General features: G+C 57.1%; 14 protein-coding genes. 10 read left to right on the top strand and 4 right to left on the bottom strand.

All coding sequences use genetic code 11. From position 1 onward, the window contains the following. The first annotated feature begins 201 nt into the window (after positions 1 to 201). On the top strand, positions 202 to 1764 hold the full coding sequence (locus tag FQB27_RS14230; protein ID WP_169561715.1) for a PAS domain-containing sensor histidine kinase: 1563 nt from the start codon (positions 202 to 204) through the stop codon (positions 1762 to 1764). Positions 1765 to 1828: 64 nt separating this feature from the next. Here FQB27_RS14230 and ruvX read toward each other — a convergent pair whose 3' ends face one another. Further along, positions 1829 to 2230 carry a Holliday junction resolvase RuvX gene (ruvX, locus tag FQB27_RS14225; RefSeq protein ID WP_240953518.1) on the bottom strand — a complete coding sequence of 134 codons (402 nt, stop codon included), beginning with the start codon at positions 2228 to 2230 and terminating at the stop codon, positions 1829 to 1831. 167 nt (positions 2231 to 2397) lie between these two features. Between ruvX and gatC the strand changes: the two genes are divergently transcribed. Genes gatC through gatB form a run of 3 tightly spaced genes read left to right on the top strand, consistent with a single transcriptional unit; the run spans position 2398 to position 5622 of the window. Next, the gene (gene gatC, locus FQB27_RS14220; RefSeq protein ID WP_169561713.1) at positions 2398 to 2685 is read left to right on the top strand and encodes an Asp-tRNA(Asn)/Glu-tRNA(Gln) amidotransferase subunit GatC; all 288 of its coding nucleotides are present in this window, start codon (positions 2398 to 2400) and stop codon (positions 2683 to 2685) included. After that, positions 2685 to 4166, top strand: coding sequence for an Asp-tRNA(Asn)/Glu-tRNA(Gln) amidotransferase subunit GatA (gatA, locus tag FQB27_RS14215; protein WP_169561712.1), 1482 nt, complete (start codon positions 2685 to 2687; stop codon positions 4164 to 4166). Before gatC ends, gatA begins: the two co-directional genes overlap by 1 nt. A gap of 1 nt (position 4167) precedes the next feature. Then, on the top strand, positions 4168 to 5622 hold the full coding sequence (gene gatB / locus FQB27_RS14210; RefSeq protein WP_169561711.1) for an Asp-tRNA(Asn)/Glu-tRNA(Gln) amidotransferase subunit GatB: 1455 nt from the start codon (positions 4168 to 4170) through the stop codon (positions 5620 to 5622). 190 nt (positions 5623 to 5812) lie between these two features. Here the strand turns inward: gatB and ppa are convergent, their stop codons facing one another. Beyond that, the gene (gene ppa / locus FQB27_RS14205) at positions 5813 to 6346 is read right to left on the bottom strand and encodes an inorganic diphosphatase (protein ID WP_169561710.1); all 534 of its coding nucleotides are present in this window, start codon (positions 6344 to 6346) and stop codon (positions 5813 to 5815) included. A 435-nt stretch (positions 6347 to 6781) separates the two neighbouring features. Between ppa and FQB27_RS14200 the strand changes: the two genes are divergently transcribed. After that, positions 6782 to 8890, top strand: coding sequence for a sodium-translocating pyrophosphatase (locus FQB27_RS14200; RefSeq protein ID WP_169561709.1), 2109 nt, complete (start codon positions 6782 to 6784; stop codon positions 8888 to 8890). A gap of 104 nt (positions 8891 to 8994) precedes the next feature. On the opposite strand, the gene FQB27_RS14195 is transcribed toward FQB27_RS14200, so the two are convergent. Further along, the gene (locus tag FQB27_RS14195; protein WP_169561708.1) at positions 8995 to 11226 is read right to left on the bottom strand and encodes a methyl-accepting chemotaxis protein; all 2232 of its coding nucleotides are present in this window, start codon (positions 11224 to 11226) and stop codon (positions 8995 to 8997) included. Between the two features lie 283 nt (positions 11227 to 11509). Continuing rightward, a complete protein-coding gene (locus FQB27_RS14190) occupies positions 11510 to 11971 on the bottom strand; it encodes an outer membrane protein assembly factor BamE (protein WP_169561707.1) in 462 nt (153 codons plus the stop codon). A 189-nt stretch (positions 11972 to 12160) separates the two neighbouring features. Between FQB27_RS14190 and FQB27_RS14185 the strand changes: the two genes are divergently transcribed. The 5 genes from FQB27_RS14185 (at position 12161) to FQB27_RS14165 (ending at position 15903) form a co-directional block, all read left to right on the top strand. Continuing rightward, on the top strand, positions 12161 to 12709 hold the full coding sequence (locus FQB27_RS14185) for a ubiquinol-cytochrome C chaperone family protein (protein WP_169561706.1): 549 nt from the start codon (positions 12161 to 12163) through the stop codon (positions 12707 to 12709). A gap of 189 nt (positions 12710 to 12898) precedes the next feature. Further along, complete coding sequence (locus tag FQB27_RS14180) at positions 12899 to 13468, top strand: DUF177 domain-containing protein (protein ID WP_169561705.1); 570 nt, start codon at positions 12899 to 12901, stop codon at positions 13466 to 13468. A gap of 68 nt (positions 13469 to 13536) precedes the next feature. Further along, positions 13537 to 13722 carry a 50S ribosomal protein L32 gene (rpmF, locus tag FQB27_RS14175; RefSeq protein ID WP_169561704.1) on the top strand — a complete coding sequence of 62 codons (186 nt, stop codon included), beginning with the start codon at positions 13537 to 13539 and terminating at the stop codon, positions 13720 to 13722. Between the two features lie 46 nt (positions 13723 to 13768). After that, the gene (gene plsX, locus FQB27_RS14170; RefSeq protein WP_169561854.1) at positions 13769 to 14881 is read left to right on the top strand and encodes a phosphate acyltransferase PlsX; all 1113 of its coding nucleotides are present in this window, start codon (positions 13769 to 13771) and stop codon (positions 14879 to 14881) included. Positions 14882 to 14931: 50 nt separating this feature from the next. Beyond that, on the top strand, positions 14932 to 15903 hold the full coding sequence (locus FQB27_RS14165) for a beta-ketoacyl-ACP synthase III (RefSeq protein ID WP_169561703.1): 972 nt from the start codon (positions 14932 to 14934) through the stop codon (positions 15901 to 15903). Positions 15904 to 16023: the final 120 nt, after the last annotated feature.

Genomic DNA, 16023 nt, shown 5'->3' with positions numbered 1-16023 from the left:
TCTGTGAATGCCGCTTGTGGGGGGGAAATGGGGGCGCAGGACAGATCCCGGAAAATAGCCGTCCGAGGTGGGGGCGAGGGACTGTTTTTCAGGTGCGTTGATTTAAATCAATGTGACCTTGCCGGTAAATCGACACCCTCCCGGCCGTAACAAGGTTCAGTATGCGGATAATCGTTCGCAATGTATGGTATGGAGTGGGGTATGAGGGTCGCTTTCGAGATTGACACTGAAGTCGGTTTCAGCAGGGATTTCGATGTTTCCTGCGGTGAACACTCCAAGGAGGCGGGCAATGGGAAAGTCGATGATACCAGCCTGTTTCTGACACTTGCGAACCAGATGCCGGATGCGGTCATCGTTCACATCGATGGCAATATTGTTTTTGCAAATGACAAGGCGGCCCCCTTGTTCGGGGTGAAAAGCACCGATTCCCTGATTGGTTGCAACCTTCTTGAATTCGTTCATCCAAACGATCAGGAAATGGTTTTCGCGCGGATCAGCGGCATCATGGAAGAGCGCCTGTCCCTGACCCCCATGGAATATACGATCCGCCGCCAAAGCGGTGGTGCCTGCCTGATCGAAAGCCGGGGGGCCCCGGTGGCGTGGGGCAATCGCCTTGCCGCACAGGTTGTTTTCCGGGACCTGAGTGTCCGCGAGGAAAAGGACGAATTGCTGCGTACGCTCAGCAGTGCGGTTGAGCAATGCCCGGACAGCGTTATCGTGACCGATCGCAAGGGCTGCGTTGAATATGTCAACCCGCAGTTTGCCGTTCGGACCGGCTACAGCCTTGAGGAAGTGCGCGGCGGCAGTCTTGCCTTCCTGCAAAAGCGGAGCACGCCGCGGGACCAGTTTATCACCATGATCAGGGAGGTCCGGCAGGGACGGATCTGGCGGGGAGAATACCGCAACCTGACCAAACACGGTCAGGAATACTGGGCACAGGTGTCCGTATCGCCCGTCGTCGATAAGAACGGTACGATTTGTCATTATGTGGGGATCATGAAGGATACCACAGATCGCAAGGTGGCCGAGGATCGACTGAAACAGGCGCTGCGGGAAGCCGAGGTGGCCAACACGGCGAAATCCGCTTTTCTTGCCAATATGAGCCATGAATTCAGAACGCCGCTGAATGCCATTATCGGGTTCAGCACCCTGCTGCGCAGTTGCTCAAAGACCATGACCCCGGAAAAGATCGAGGAATATGCGTCCTACGCGCTGGAAAGCGGCGAGCATATGCTGAGGCTGGTCAATGACCTGCTGGACCTTGCCAAGATCGAAGGCAATCATCTGGAACTGGAAGACAATGAATTCCAGATTTCCGGCGTGATTGACAGCGCGGTCAGAATGATCGCCGACAAGGAAGGCGAGGGTAAATGCGATCTTGATGTGACGATCCGCGAGGATTTTGTTCTGCACGCCGACATGCGCCGCATCCGGCAGATTGTCCTGAACCTGCTGTCAAATGCGGTCAAGTTTTCTTGCGGGGAACAGGTCTCTGTCGAGGTGGGGCTGGAAGACGGTCCGAAAATTATCATCCGGGATACGGGAATCGGCATGACCGAGGAGCAGTTGAGAATTGCCCTTTGCCCCTTCGGGCAGGCGGAAGGCGGTGCCTTTACGAAAAAATATGAAGGGGCTGGCCTTGGATTGCCGCTGGCCGCCAACCTTGCCGAGTTGCATGGCGGCCACCTGACGCTGGAAAGTTCTGTGGGCGAGGGGACAACCGTGACCCTGCGGTTGCCGGAAGGCCGGTTGGCTCATTCCTGAAGTCTGACCATTGAGATATGAGGCCGCATCATCTCGCGGTGCGGCCCTCCCAGTGGACCGATTCCTAACTCATGTAATCAAGGGCGCCCTGAAGGATGAAGGCGGCGGCCATCTTGTCGACCACTTCGCTGCGCCGCTTTCGGGAGGCATCGGCCTCCAGCAGGGTGCGGGTGACGGCGGCGGTGGACAGGCGCTCATCCCAGAAACACATGGGAAGGTCGAAATTCTCTTCCAGGTTTTTCTGGAACTGGCGACTGGACTGACACCGGGGGCCTTCGCTTCCATCCATGTTGAGGGGCAGGCCGATCAAAAAGCCACCGATATTGTACTCCTTGATAACGGCAGCAATTTCCGCAACGTCATCGCGGAATTTTTTTCGCTTGATGGTCTTGAGAGGGGTCGCCACTTTCAGGGATGTATCCGAGATGGCCAGCCCGATTGTTTTTGTGCCGGGGTCGAATCCCATAAGCCTTTGGTCAAGGGCAATGAAATGTTTCAAATGGGTGGGGTTGCCGAGGAGCATTCGTTACGCTAATTTGCGCCCATTGTCGGTTTGGCGCTTCTGTTCGAGTCATACAGGTAGTTTCCGGGCCGACCTTCCGGATTAAGCATCTATACAGCAAAGGGTGACACATGTCGCTTGATAAAGCCACTGTGGCGAAAGTAGCCAACTTGGCGCGCATCCGGGTTGAGGAAAAAGACCTTGAACCGCTTGCCGCTGAACTGAATTCGATTTTGGGATGGGTTGAACAACTGGGTGAAGTTGACACCGAGAATACAGCCCCCATGACCTCGGTCGCCGATATGCAACTGCGCTGGCGGACTGACGAGATTTCCGATGGCGGTTATCAGGAAGACATTGTCGCCAATGCCCCCGGCCATGAAGATGGCTTCTTTGCTGTTCCGAAGGTGATTGAATAATGAGTGACCTGACAAGACTGACCATTGCCGAGGCCCGCGACGGGCTGGCCGCCGGCAAGTTCTCCGCTGTGGAACTGACCGCAGCGCATATCACCTCCATGGATGCCGCAAGAGGCCTGAACGCCTATATCACGGAAACCCCTGAAAAGGCCGTCGAGATGGCAACCGCCTCCGATCAGCGCCGTGCGCAGGGAACCGTTGGCAAGATGGAAGGCATTCCGCTGGCCATCAAGGACCTGTTCTGCACAAAGGACACCCTGACAACGGCCGCGTCCCATATCCTTGACGGCTTCAAGCCGAAATATGAAAGCACCGTCACCACAAATCTGTGGAATGAAGGCGCTGTCATGCTGGGTAAGGTAAACCTTGACGAGTTCGCCATGGGCTCTTCCAACGAAACCAGCTTTTACGGCAATGTGGTCAACCCGTGGCGCCGCCAGACAGACGACCAGCCGCTGGTTCCGGGTGGGTCCTCCGGCGGGTCCGCAAGTGCAGTGGCCGCCTATACGGCAATGGGGGCGACCGGTACGGATACCGGCGGTTCCATCCGCCAGCCTGCCGCCTTTACCGGCATTGTCGGGATGAAGCCGACCTATGGCCGTTGTTCCCGGTGGGGCGTGGTTGCCTTTGCGTCCAGTCTGGATCAGGCCGGGCCCATGACCCGGTCCGTTCGCGATGCCGCGATCATGCTGGAAGCCATGGCCGGGTTCGACCCGAAAGACAGCACCAGCGTGGATATGGATGTCCCGAATTTCGAGGCCGCGCTTACTGGCGACATCAAGGGCCTGAAAGTGGGGATCCCGAAAGAATATCGTCTGGACAGCGTTCCGGCGGAAATCCAGTCCCTGTGGGACAAGGGGATCGAGTGGCTGAAGGCTGCAGGTGCCGAGATCGTCGAGATCAGCCTGCCACACACAAAATATGCCCTGCCGTCCTATTACATCATTGCCCCGGCCGAAGCGTCCAGCAACCTGGCTCGCTATGACGGGGTGCGTTATGGCCTTCGGGTCGAGGGCAAGGATCTGGCCGACATGTACTCCCGCACCCGTGCGGAAGGCTTCGGGTCGGAAGTACAACGCCGTCTGCTGATCGGGACCTATGCCCTGTCTGCCGGTTATTACGATGCCTATTACCTGAAAGCCCAGAAGGTCCGCGCCCGGATCGCCGAGGATTTCAACACTGCCTTCAAGGAAGTGGATACCATCCTGACGCCAACAGCGCCGTCCGCGGCCTTTGCCTTTGGCGAGAAGTCCGGCGGGGACCCGCTTGAAATGTATCTGAACGACGTGTTCACCGTACCGGCAAGTCTGGCCGGTCTTCCGGGGATTTCGCTTCCGGCGGGTCTGTCCGGGGACGGACTGCCGCTTGGCCTGCAGTTGCTGGGCCGCCCGTTTGACGAGGAAACAGTGATCAGAACCGCAGGTGTTCTTGAAGAGGCTGCGGAATTTACCGCCAAACCTTCCGATTGGTGGAGAGGATAACATGGGAATGATTATTCAAGGCGCAACAGGCGATTGGGAAGTTGTCATCGGTATGGAAGTCCATGCCCAGGTGACATCCAAATCCAAGCTGTTTTCCGGTTCTGCAACCGAATATGGTGCCGAGCAGAACTCGCAGGTCTCGTTTGTGGATGCGGCCATGCCAGGCATGCTGCCGGTCATCAACGAAAAGGCTGTTGAGCAGGCGGTTCGCACCGGGCTGGGCCTGAAGGCGAAGATCAACAAGCATTCCGTGTTCGATCGGAAGAACTACTTCTATGCCGACCTGCCGCAAGGCTATCAGATCAGCCAGTTCCTGCAGCCGATCGTTGGCGAAGGGGTGATCACCATCGATCTGAAGGATGGGGAAACCCGCGAAATCGGTATTACCCGCCTGCATCTGGAACAGGACGCGGGCAAGAGCATTCATGACCAGCATCCCAGCATGTCACTGGTCGACCTGAACCGGTCCGGCATCGCCCTGATGGAGATCGTGTCCGATCCGGACCTGCGTTCCCCGGAAGAGGCCGCGGCCTACATCAAGAAGCTGCGCAGCATCCTGCGCTATCTTGGAACCTGTGACGGTAACATGGAAGAAGGCTCCATGCGGGCCGACGTGAACGTTTCTGTTCGCCGTCCCGGTGAGCCGTTCGGCACCCGCTGCGAGATGAAGAACATCAACTCTGTCCGCTTCATCCAGCAGGCGATCATCTATGAAGCCAACCGTCAGGTGGACATTCTGGAAGCCGGCGGTACGGTTGATCAGGAAACCCGCCTTTATGACAGCGTCGAGGGGGAAACCCGGTCCATGCGTTCCAAGGAAGAAGCGCATGACTACCGTTATTTCCCGGACCCGGACCTGTTACCGCTGGAATTCGATGATGCCTTCATCGAGAAAATCCGTGCCGATCTGCCGGAACTGCCGGACGACAAGAAAGCGCGGTTCGTCAACGATCTGGGCATTACCGCCTATGATGCGGGTGTTCTGGTTGCGGAAAAGGAAATCGCCGACTTCTTCGAGGCCGTGGCCAAGGGGCGGGATGCGAAACTGTCCGCCAACTGGGTGATCGGTGAGCTGTTCGGCAACCTGAACCGGACCGGCAAGTCCCTGTCCGATAGCCCGGTATCCGCCGACTCGCTGGGTGAACTGATCGATCTGATCAAGGATGGAACCATTTCCAACCGGATCGCCAAGGAAGTGTTCGAGGAAATGTTCGAAACCGGTAAGGCCGCCGAGGCGATTGTCGAGGAAAAAGGCCTGAAGCAGGTTTCTGACACCGGTGCCATCGAGGCGGCCATTGACGAGGTCATTGCCGCCAATCAGGACAAGGTGGCAGAATATCGCGGTGGTAAGGACAAGCTGTTTGGCTTCTTCGTCGGTCAGGTCATGAAGGCCACCGGCGGCAAGGCCAACCCGGGTGTGGTCAACCAGTTGCTGCGTCCGAAACTGGACGGCTAATCAGGTCCGAAACAGAATGACAGCCGGCTCACGTTGCGGGGTCGGCTCTCTCTTTGAAACCCTGCCGGTCTCCGGCAGGGTTTTTTTATGGCTGAACGTCCCGGACAAACAAAAACCCCCGCCGGCGGCGGGGGTCTGTCACGGTGCGCAGGCTCCTGTTGTCAGGGGCGTGCGGTATGTGGGTCGGTGATTAGCCGATCAGGGCATCCTTGGTCAGGGATTTCTTGATCATTTCAGCGGCTTCATCGGCATCGCCCCAGCGGACGATCTTGACCCATTTGTTGGCTTCCAGATCCTTGTAATGTTCAAAGAAGTGGGAAATCTGGTCCAGCAGAACGCCCCGCAGATCGGAGTAGTTCTGGATGTTGGAGTAGTAAGGGTGCAGGCTGTCCACCGGAACGCCGAGGATTTTTTCATCCTGTCCGGCTTCGTCTTCCATGATCAGGACGCCGACGGGGCGGGCGCGCAGGACAGCACCGGGAATGACCGGGATCGGGCCCGCAACCAGCATGTCGGTCGGGTCGCCGTCATCGGCCAGAGTGTGAGGGATAAAACCGTAGTTGCAGGGATAGAACATGGCGGTGTGAAGGAAGCGGTCCACAAACATGGCGCCTGAGTCCTTGTCCACTTCGTATTTGACCGGCACGCCACCGATAGGAATTTCGATAATGACGTTTACGTCCCAGGGGACATCTTTACCGGCGGAAATCTTTGAAATATCCATTTCTAGCTATGCTCCTCAAAATCGTTGGCGCCCGATTAGCATGTTCTTGACTTCAAGGCTAGATTCGAATGTAAAAACTTTGCTGTTTTTTGCTTGAAAGCGGCGAAAAACCGATTTTTTGCGGCTCTTTTACAGGACTTTAGTTGCCGGAACGGGACCGGCGGGGGCGGTTCTTCTCTTATCCGGTTTGTGTAAAATCAGGGTATGGAAAGTATTCAGAAAGTTGTTCTTGTAAAATTGGTTCGGGGGCAAATAAAGCCCCTGTATTCAGACAAAAGGTCGAACCGGAACAGGTAGTTGCGTATATTATTTTTATCTGTCATGGTAGATATATACAGTTGATTACCCTGTAATGATTAGCGTCGAGTAGGGACATGGAGCCCAAATAATCACAATTTAAGCAGGTCCCGGATCTGCAGAAATGGGGTGGAGTCAATGTCAGCAGTAATGTGGATTCCGATTGTTTGTGGGTTGGTTGCGCTTGTTTACGGGGTATATGCCGGGCGTTCCGTTCTGTCAGCAGATGCAGGGACGGTGCGCATGCAGGAAATTTCCGCGGCGGTGCAGGAAGGGGCAACCGCATACCTGAACCGCCAGTATCTGACCATTGGGGTGGTCGGGCTTGTTATCTTCGTCATTCTCTGGTTTTTGCTGGGCGTCAAGGTGGGGATCGGCTTCCTGATTGGCGCCGTTCTGTCGGGTGCGACCGGTTTTATCGGCATGAATGTGTCGGTCCGGGCCAATGTTCGCACGGCTGCCGGGGCGGCGGTTGGCCTCAAGGAAGGGCTGGCCATCTCGTTCAAGGCGGGGGCGGTGACCGGGCTTCTGGTGGTGGGGCTCGCCCTGCTGGCGGTTGCCGGATACTATTCCATTCTGGTCAGCATGAATGTTGAGGGGCGGGAGATGATCGACAGTCTGGTCGCGCTCGGCTTCGGGGCGTCGCTGATTTCAATTTTTGCCCGGCTTGGCGGGGGGATTTTCACCAAAGGGGCCGATGTCGGCGCCGATCTCGTCGGCAAGGTCGAGGCTGGCATCCCTGAGGATGATCCCAGAAACCCGGCCGTTATCGCCGATAATGTGGGGGACAATGTGGGAGACTGCGCCGGAATGGCGGCGGACCTGTTTGAAACCTATGCGGTGACGGTGGTGGCGACCATGGTTCTGGCGTCCATCTATTTCGCGGACAATCCGGCCATGATGATCTATCCTCTGATGATTGGTGCCGTCTGTATCCTGACATCGGTGATCGGCACGTTTTTTGTGCGGCTGGGGAACAGCACCAACATCATGGGCGCCCTTTATAAGGGGTTCGTGGCGACGGCGGTCCTGTCTGCCATCGGGCTGTGGCCAGTGACGGCCATGGTGATCGGCACGGGAACGGAATTTACCGTGTCGGGTAAAACCTTCACCGGGGCCAGCCTGTTTTACTGCGGCCTGATCGGGTTGGTGGTGACGGGCCTGATCATCTGGGTGACGGAATATTACACCTCCACCAGTTACCGACCGGTGCGCAGCATTGCCAGTGCGTCGGAAACCGGACATGGCACCAATGTCATTCAGGGGCTTGCCGTCTCCATGGAGGCAACGGCCATTCCAGCCATCATCATCTGTGCGGGCATCATCGTTGCCTATAATCTGGCGGCGCTGTTCGGGATTGCCATCGCGGTGACCAGTATGCTGGCCCTGGCCGGTATGGTTGTGGCGCTGGATGCCTATGGTCCGGTGACGGACAACGCGGGCGGGATTGCCGAAATGGCGGATATGGATGAAGACGTGCGCAAGACCACCGATGCGCTGGATGCGGTGGGCAATACCACCAAGGCAGTGACCAAGGGGTATGCCATCGGGTCTGCGGGATTGGGGGCACTGGTCTTGTTCGCCGCCTATACCGAGGATCTGGCCTATTTTATCTCGAATGCCACACCGGAACGGTTCTCGTTTTTTCAGGGAGTGGAGCTGAATTTCAGCCTGCAAAACCCGTTTGTTGTGGTTGGCCTTATTCTGGGGGGCTTGCTTCCCTATCTGTTCGGGGCGCTGGGCATGATGTCTGTGGGGCGGGCCGCCGGGTCCGTCGTGCGGGAAGTGCGCCGTCAGTTCAAGGAAATTCCCGGTATTATGGAAGGAACGGGCAAACCTGATTACGGGCGGGCGGTCGATCTTCTGACACGGGCCGCCATCAAGGAAATGATTATACCGTCCCTGCTGCCGGTGCTGGCACCGCTGGTGGTGTTCGGGATTGTCATGTTGATTGCGGACAAGTCCGCCGCCTTCTCCACCGTGGGGGCCATGCTTCTGGGGGTGATCATCACCGGGCTGTTCGTGGCCATTTCCATGACCGCCGGGGGCGGGGCCTGGGATAATGCCAAGAAGTATATCGAGGATGGCAATCACGGTGGCAAGGGAACCGATGCCCATGCGGCAGCGGTGACCGGCGATACAGTTGGGGATCCCTACAAGGATACGGCGGGACCCGCCGTCAATCCCATGATCAAGATCACCAATATCATTGCCCTGTTGTTGCTGGCGGTGCTGGCCCACGGCTAGGCAGTCCTGAAAAGAAAGACGGGCAGCCCCATGGCGGGGTGTCCGGGCAAAAAGAAAGGCCGGTCCCTTGCGGGGCCGGCCTTTTTCTTTCAGGAGGGATGCCGTCAGGCGGCACGAATGTCGGACAGGAAGGATTCGATATCCGTTTTCAACTGGTGGGAAAGTTGGTCAAGGGAGTTGGACGCCGACAGCACCTGATTGGAGGCGGCGCCGGTTTCCTGTGCCTTGACGGACACCTGTTCGATATTCAGGGATACCTCGTTTGTTCCCTTCGAGGCTTCCTGAACGTTGAGGGAAATCTCGTTGGTGGCAGAGGCCTGTTGTTCCACGGCAGACGAAATGCTGACCGTTGCCTCGCGGATGGACTGGATGACCTTTCCGATATTGTCGATGGCGGTCACCGTTCCTTCCGAAGCCCCCTGCATTTCGTTGATCTGGGTGGCGATTTCCTCGGTTGCGCGGGCGGTCTGGTTGGCCAGATTCTTTACTTCGCTGGCCACAACGGCAAAGCCTTTACCAGCCTCGCCAGCGCGGGCGGCCTCGATGGTGGCGTTCAGCGCCAGAAGGTTGGTCTGGGCGGCGATGTCGTTAATGATGGTCACGATTTCGCTGATCTTCTTGGTGGATTCTGCCAGTGAGTGCACGGACTGGGTGGAATTGTCAGCCTCGCGAACCGCATCTTCGGAAACCCGCGACGCCTGGGAGGCCTGACGGTTGATTTCCCCGATAGAGGCGGACAGTTCTTCCGCCGCCGAGGCAACGGTTTGCGTGTTGGATGAGGCCTCATGCGCCGCCGAAGCAACAATTGTGGACAGTTCCTGTGAGCTGTCGGCGGTGGACACCAGATTGTTGGCGGTTGCCTGCAACTCGGTCGCGGCCCCCGTCAGGGTGGAGAGCAATTCGGATACCTTGCCTTCGAAACCCCGGATGATGTTGGTAATCCGTTCGGCGCGGGCGGCTTTTTCCTCGGCATCGGCGGCTTCGCGCTGACGTTCCTGTTCCACCCGTTCCTGTTCGGCTTCCCGTTCGCGTTTCTCCCGTTCGGCTTCCCGTTTGGCGGCTTCGGCGGCTTCCTGTTCCAGACGTTTCTGTTCAATGGCGCTGTCCTTGAACACCTGCAGGGCGCCAGCCATGTCGCCAACCTCGTCCGTCCGCCCGCGGGAGGGGATCTCCACGGTCAGGTCGCCACTGGCAACGGTTTTCATGGCCGTTGTCATGTTGGCCAGTGATTTTGCGATGGTGCGGGCGAAGAAGACGCCAACAGACCCCACGATGATCAGCAGCAGGCCACCGATCAGCGCCATGTTGTTGCGAATGCCGACAACAGGGGCCATGAATTCAGGTTCATCAATCTCGGCCAGAATGGCCCATTCCGTCCCCATGAATTCAAAATGGGCATATTGGGAGATGACCTCGGTGCCGTTGTAATCAACAGAGAACATGGTCCCGTTTTCGCCCGCCAAAGCCCGTGCGGCAGCTTCGGTGTCAACGGTTGTGACGAGAAGGGTCGGGGTGTCGGAGAAGCGGGAGTTGCTCCGCATCAGCTTGTCCTTGCCCACCAGATAGCTTTCACCGGTTTCACCAAGCCCGGCGCTGTTCTGCATCAGGTTGTCGATCCGTTCGGTGGAAAGCTGGAACGCCACCACGCCAACGACAAACCCGTCCATCAGAACCGGAGAGGCGATGAAGCTGGACGGCTCGTTATGGCTGGCAGCGTAGGGGGAGAAATCGGTAAAGATCTGGTCCGTGACGCTTTCCGCCTTGACGGAGGCTTCATAGATGCGGGCGAGATCGGTGCCCTTGTAGGGGCCGGACAGGATATTGGTTCCGAAATCCTCTTCTTTATGCACGCTGTAGATCATGTTGCCGTCCATGTCGAACAGCAGGATGTCATGATAGCCGCGGGATTTCATGTAGGAGCGCAGCCATGGGTGGAAGCGCTGGTGAATCTCACTGTAGTAGGAGCCGTCCCCGACGCTGTCGAGCTGGTCCCGTTCCTGTTCCGGGTGGGGGTTGTTGTGAATAAAGCCGTTCTGCAGGACTTCCGTGGGATTTCCAGAAATGCCCAGCCAGGCTGTCCCGAATTCGGAGATCGCGTTGACAATCACCGGGTTTGTTGCCGTGACCTCCAGATCATCCCGAACGGAGGACATAAGCTGGGTCAGTCCCAGTTTGCGGGATTCGAGGGTGACATCCAGTTTCTTTCTGACTTCCTGTTCAACCGCATCGGCGCCGGACAGATAGCCCGTGACACCAAGAGCGATACCCAGAACGAGGGAGGAGGAAATGATAAGCAACGGCAGCTTTTGGGCCAGCTTGAGCCTTAAAGGGAACATGGGGGAGATCCTTATCGACAAACGTTGTTTTTATAGCCAGCCGAGAGGGTACGGAGGCTTTATTCTAGTTTGGAGCCGAGATAATCGGCGGATGATTTGCCGAACAGGGTTAGTTCAGAAATATTAATAATTTGATAACCACCGTAAAAGTGGTTCGGGCAGGGGAAGCGTTCTCTGTTTTTCGTCACGGATGGCAGTCGCGCACGATGCGAAAAGGACGCAAAAACCCGTTCAGCCCTTGGGGAAACAGGGGCCTTTGGTGCAGGATTAAAGGCGCTCTGGATCAGTTGGCGTTGGGGTTGAAGCGACCGAAGTTGCCAAACAGCTGTTCAAAGAAGCCCAGTTCATTGCCGCCTGTCGGGGTGGTGCGGTCTACCATATCGATTTCGCGGCCATCTTCCTTGCTGTAATTCTTGATGTCGGTGACCACTTCGTTCTCGTCAAACTTGATGACAATCACGTTTTGCTCGATCACATCCTTTTCCAGAAAGGCGATATGTTCTGTTTTCCGGCTGATATAGTACCAGGCCTCTCCCTGCTCGGGGAAGGTGGAGATGCTGGAAGGGGAGCCGAGGGCGGCCAGAACACCATCCTTGTCGGAGATGCCTTTTTCCACCTTGGCGATCTGTTCTTCATCCAGACGGTAGCCCTTTTCCTCGCGGACAGGGTCGCAGGCAACAAGCGTCACGGCAACAGCCCCGACAAGGGCCGTATTCAACAGTTTTTTCATTGATTTCGCTGTCATGATGTTCGCCATGATATCCGTAAAAGACAGAACAGGATGATGATCAAGGCGCTTCCGGGTCGGTCCGATTGTTGACAGACGACCGCCAAGCGCTTAATTCAGGCTGCATACATGCCATTTAATTGAGGCAAATGTCAAATATTTCGCGGCTTTGACAGCAGGTCGCGTGTTCCTCGGCAAGGTAGGATCATGATTCTGAGCAAGTTTTTCAGGCGCGACCCGTATAAAGGGGCGGTAACCGACCTCTACACGGCGATTGTCAACCAGGCCCGCCAGCCTGATTTCTATCTGCGGGGCGAGGTTCCCGATACGGTGGATGGCCGGTTCGAGATGATCGTCCTGCATACCTATCTGGTGTTGCGCCGCCTGAAACGGGAAGGCGAGGACATGGCCGGCCTGTCGCAGGCCCTGTTCGACCAGCTTTTCGCCGACATGGACCAGTCCCTTCGCGAAATCGGGGTTGGGGACCTGAGCGTTGGCAAGCGGATCAAGGAAATGGCAACCCTGTTCTATGGTCGGGTGGCGGCCTATGATACGGCCCTTGATGGCGGCGAGGAGACACTGGAAGACGCCCTTCGGCGCAATCATTACCGCACCGTGGAAGGCGGCCCGTCCGAAGCGGCGGTCAGCCTGTTGGCGGAGTATGTGCGGAGGAATTCCGACGCCATGGCGGCTGAGGATGTGTCCGGTCTGGTCAAGGGTCAGGTTCGCTTTCAGCCTTTTGAAGGCGAGGCCTGACAAGGGCGCTGGCTGATATGTTTTTCTGGCCGGTTTTTTGTATGTAAAACAATTGATTAGCTGAATTCACGAAAAGCCGTTGACCCGCCGCCCTGAAACGCTTATTTTCGCGCCTTCGAATCGTGGGCCGGAACGTTGCATCGAAAACGGTCTTTGGCAGATCATTGAGGAGCTGGAAAGGGTCGTCCCATGAAGGAAGCCGGGGAAGAATTTGCTCGGTGGGTTAATGTCGAGCGTTTGGGGCGTGATGTCCTGCGTTTTGATGTGGAAGCGTCTGAAGATCAGAGGCTGGCCCTCGCGAAAAGCCTGAATATACTGGCCGTTTCGTCCTTTAGAACCGCAGGAGAGGTCCGGCGGTCCGAAACGACCGGACAGGTGGAAGTCAGCGGAACCGTGGCGGCAGAGGTGTCGCAGGCCTGTGTTGTGACGCTGGAACCTGTCGTACAGAAAATTGAAGAGGCATTTAACGTGTGCTACACATTCGATGCGGCGGAAGCCGGTGTCGATGAGGTGGAACACAGCATGAGCCTGGAGGATTCAGACCTGCCGGAGCTGATTGTGGACAACAAAATTGATGTTGTTCATACCGCAGCAGAGCAGATCGCCCTGGTCATGGACCCGTATCCAAGGGCGGAAACTATTGACGCATCGAGCGCAGCAGGATATCTGCATGACGCAGATGGAGATATGGCCGAGGAAGGCAAGGTGGAAACATACAAGCCTTTTGCCGATCTGAAGAGCCTGATGGACAAGAAGTAAGCCGCGAGAGCGGAGTGGTGTTTTGGTCAGTCACCGGTTTTCCGGTGCATGAATGAGAGACGAAGAAAATGGCAGTACCTAAGAAGAAGACAACCAAATCCAAGCGTAACATGCGTCGTGCACATGATGCACTGAGCGGTACACAGGCAAGCGAATGCCCGAACTGCGGCGAACTGAAGCGCCCGCACCACATCTGTGGTTCTTGCGGTCACTATGACGACCGTGAAGTTCTGGACACTGCTGAAGTACTCTAATCAGACAGTCCCCGTTTATCGTTAGACACAAGAACCGGACTGTATGATGAGCAAAGACGTTGTTATTGCCCTTGACGCGATGGGGGGAGATCACGCCCCTGATATTGTTATCAAGGGGGTGGACATCGTCCGTGTTCAGTTTCCACAGGCCCGGTTTTTGCTGTTTGGGGATGAGAAACGTCTGGCCCCGCTTCTGGATGCCCATCCGGGAGTAAAGGAGGTCTGCGAGGTCCGTCATACGGATCAGGCCATCAAGGGTGAAGACAAGCCGAGCCAGGCCCTGCGCAAGGGCCGCCAGAGCAGTATGCGACTTGCCATTGACGCTGTGCGCGAGGGCGAGGCGGGAGGCGTTGTCTCCGCCGGGAATACCGGTGCCCTGATGGCTATGGCGAAATTCTCGCTTCGGACCCTGCCGGGCATTGATCGCCCGGCCATTGCTTCCATGCTGCCGTCGCTGAAAGGCGAGACGGTGATGCTGGACCTTGGGGCCAATGTGGAATGCGACGCCGACAATCTGGTTCAGTTTGCGGTCATGGGCGCCGACTTTGCCCGTGCCGTTCTTGGCCGGGTGCCTCCTCGGGTCGGCTTGCTGAATGTCGGGGTCGAGGAACTGAAAGGCAGCGATACCATTCGCGAAGCCGGGGACCGCTTGCGATCCATGGAAAATCCCCCGTTCGAATATTGCGGCTTTATTGAAGGCGACGATATCACACGCGGCACGGTCGACGTTGTTGTAACCGATGGCTTTACCGGGAATGTGGCGCTGAAGACAGCGGAAGGGGTGGCAAGCCTGTTTGCCAACTTCCTGCGGGTCGGCTTTAAAAGCTCTCTTTTGTCAAAACTCGGTTATCTTCTGGCCCGTGGCGGCCTGCGAATCCTCAAGGACCGACTGGATCCCCGTGGCTATAATGGCGGGGTTTTCCTTGGCCTGAACGGTGTTTGCGTGAAAAGCCATGGCGGCACGGATGCCCTTGGATTTGCCAATGCGATCGCGGTCACCATCGAAATGGTTTCCGAAGGGATGATCGATAAAATGATTGCCCACTTCAAGGCCTTTGATGCGCAGGGCAAGTTAGGGCATAATGGGGATACCCCATCAGTTGATCCCGATTCCGATGAGGACGGGTTGCCTGCTGATACCGAAAAAGTAAAACAATAGAGTGTCACAATAGAGTCTCCGGTATCTGATTTGCCGGAAGTGGAGCTGTTATGCGTCGTTCAGTAATTGCCGGGACAGGGTCCTACCTGCCGGAAAGAATCCTGACCAATGAAGAATTGTCCACCATGGTGGATACCTCTGACGAGTGGATTGTGGCCCGCTCCGGGATTCGGCAACGGCATATTGCAGCAGACGGCGAACTGACGTCCGATCTTGGGACGAAAGCGGCGCAGGCGGCGCTCGACAATGCCGGTCTGACGGCCAATGACATTGATCTGGTTCTGGTGGCGACGGCCACGCCGGACGAAACCTTCCCCGCAACCGCGACCACGGTTCAGCACAAGCTGGGCATGACAGGCGGGTTCGCTTTTGACGTTCAGGCTGTCTGTACCGGTTTCATCTATGCACTGGCGACAGCGGATAATTTCATCAAGGCCGGACAGGCCAACCGGGCGCTTGTGATCGGCGCCGAGACATTCTCTCGCATTGTGGACTGGGAAGACCGGACCACGTGCGTTCTTTTTGCGGACGGCGCCGGGGCCGTGGTGCTGGAAGCCTCGGAAGAGGCGGGTACCAATGCCGACCGGGGCGTTCTGACATCCCATCTGCATGCGGATGGTGGCAAGCACGACCTGCTGTATGTGGACGGCGGGCCTTCCTCGACCCGGACCACGGGTTACCTGCGTATGGAAGGCCGCGAGGTGTTCAAGCACGCGGTGACCAATCTGGCCAGCGTGGTGAACGAGGCCCTTGAGGCCACCGGTCTTGCCCCGGACGATATCGACTGGCTGATCCCGCATCAGGCCAACAAGCGCATCATCGACGGCACAGGCCGCAAGCTGAAGATGCCGGCGGAAAAGGTTGTGGTGACGGTTGATCGGCATGGCAACACCTCTGCGGCGTCTGTTCCGCTGGCGTTGGACGAGGCTGTGCGGGATGGCCGGGTGAAGCGCGGCGACCTGTTGCTGCTTGAGGCGATGGGCGGCGGATTTACCTGGGGGTCTGCCCTGGTTCGTTTCTAGTCCGGGCCCGGTTTGACCGGGGCAGGAGCTTTCCGAATCTTCCAAACCAGATTCGCAACCTGTAGGGGCGAATTCCGGTTTGAAGGCTGTTCAATTTCAAGGCGTTAGTCGAAAATAACG

It is taken from the genome of Sneathiella chinensis (genome assembly GCF_012720115.1).
Taxonomy (GTDB): Bacteria; Pseudomonadota; Alphaproteobacteria; order Sneathiellales; family Sneathiellaceae; genus Sneathiella; species Sneathiella chinensis.
Note: the sequence above shows the minus strand (reverse complement) of the source record. Positions and strands in the feature narration are given on the sequence as shown.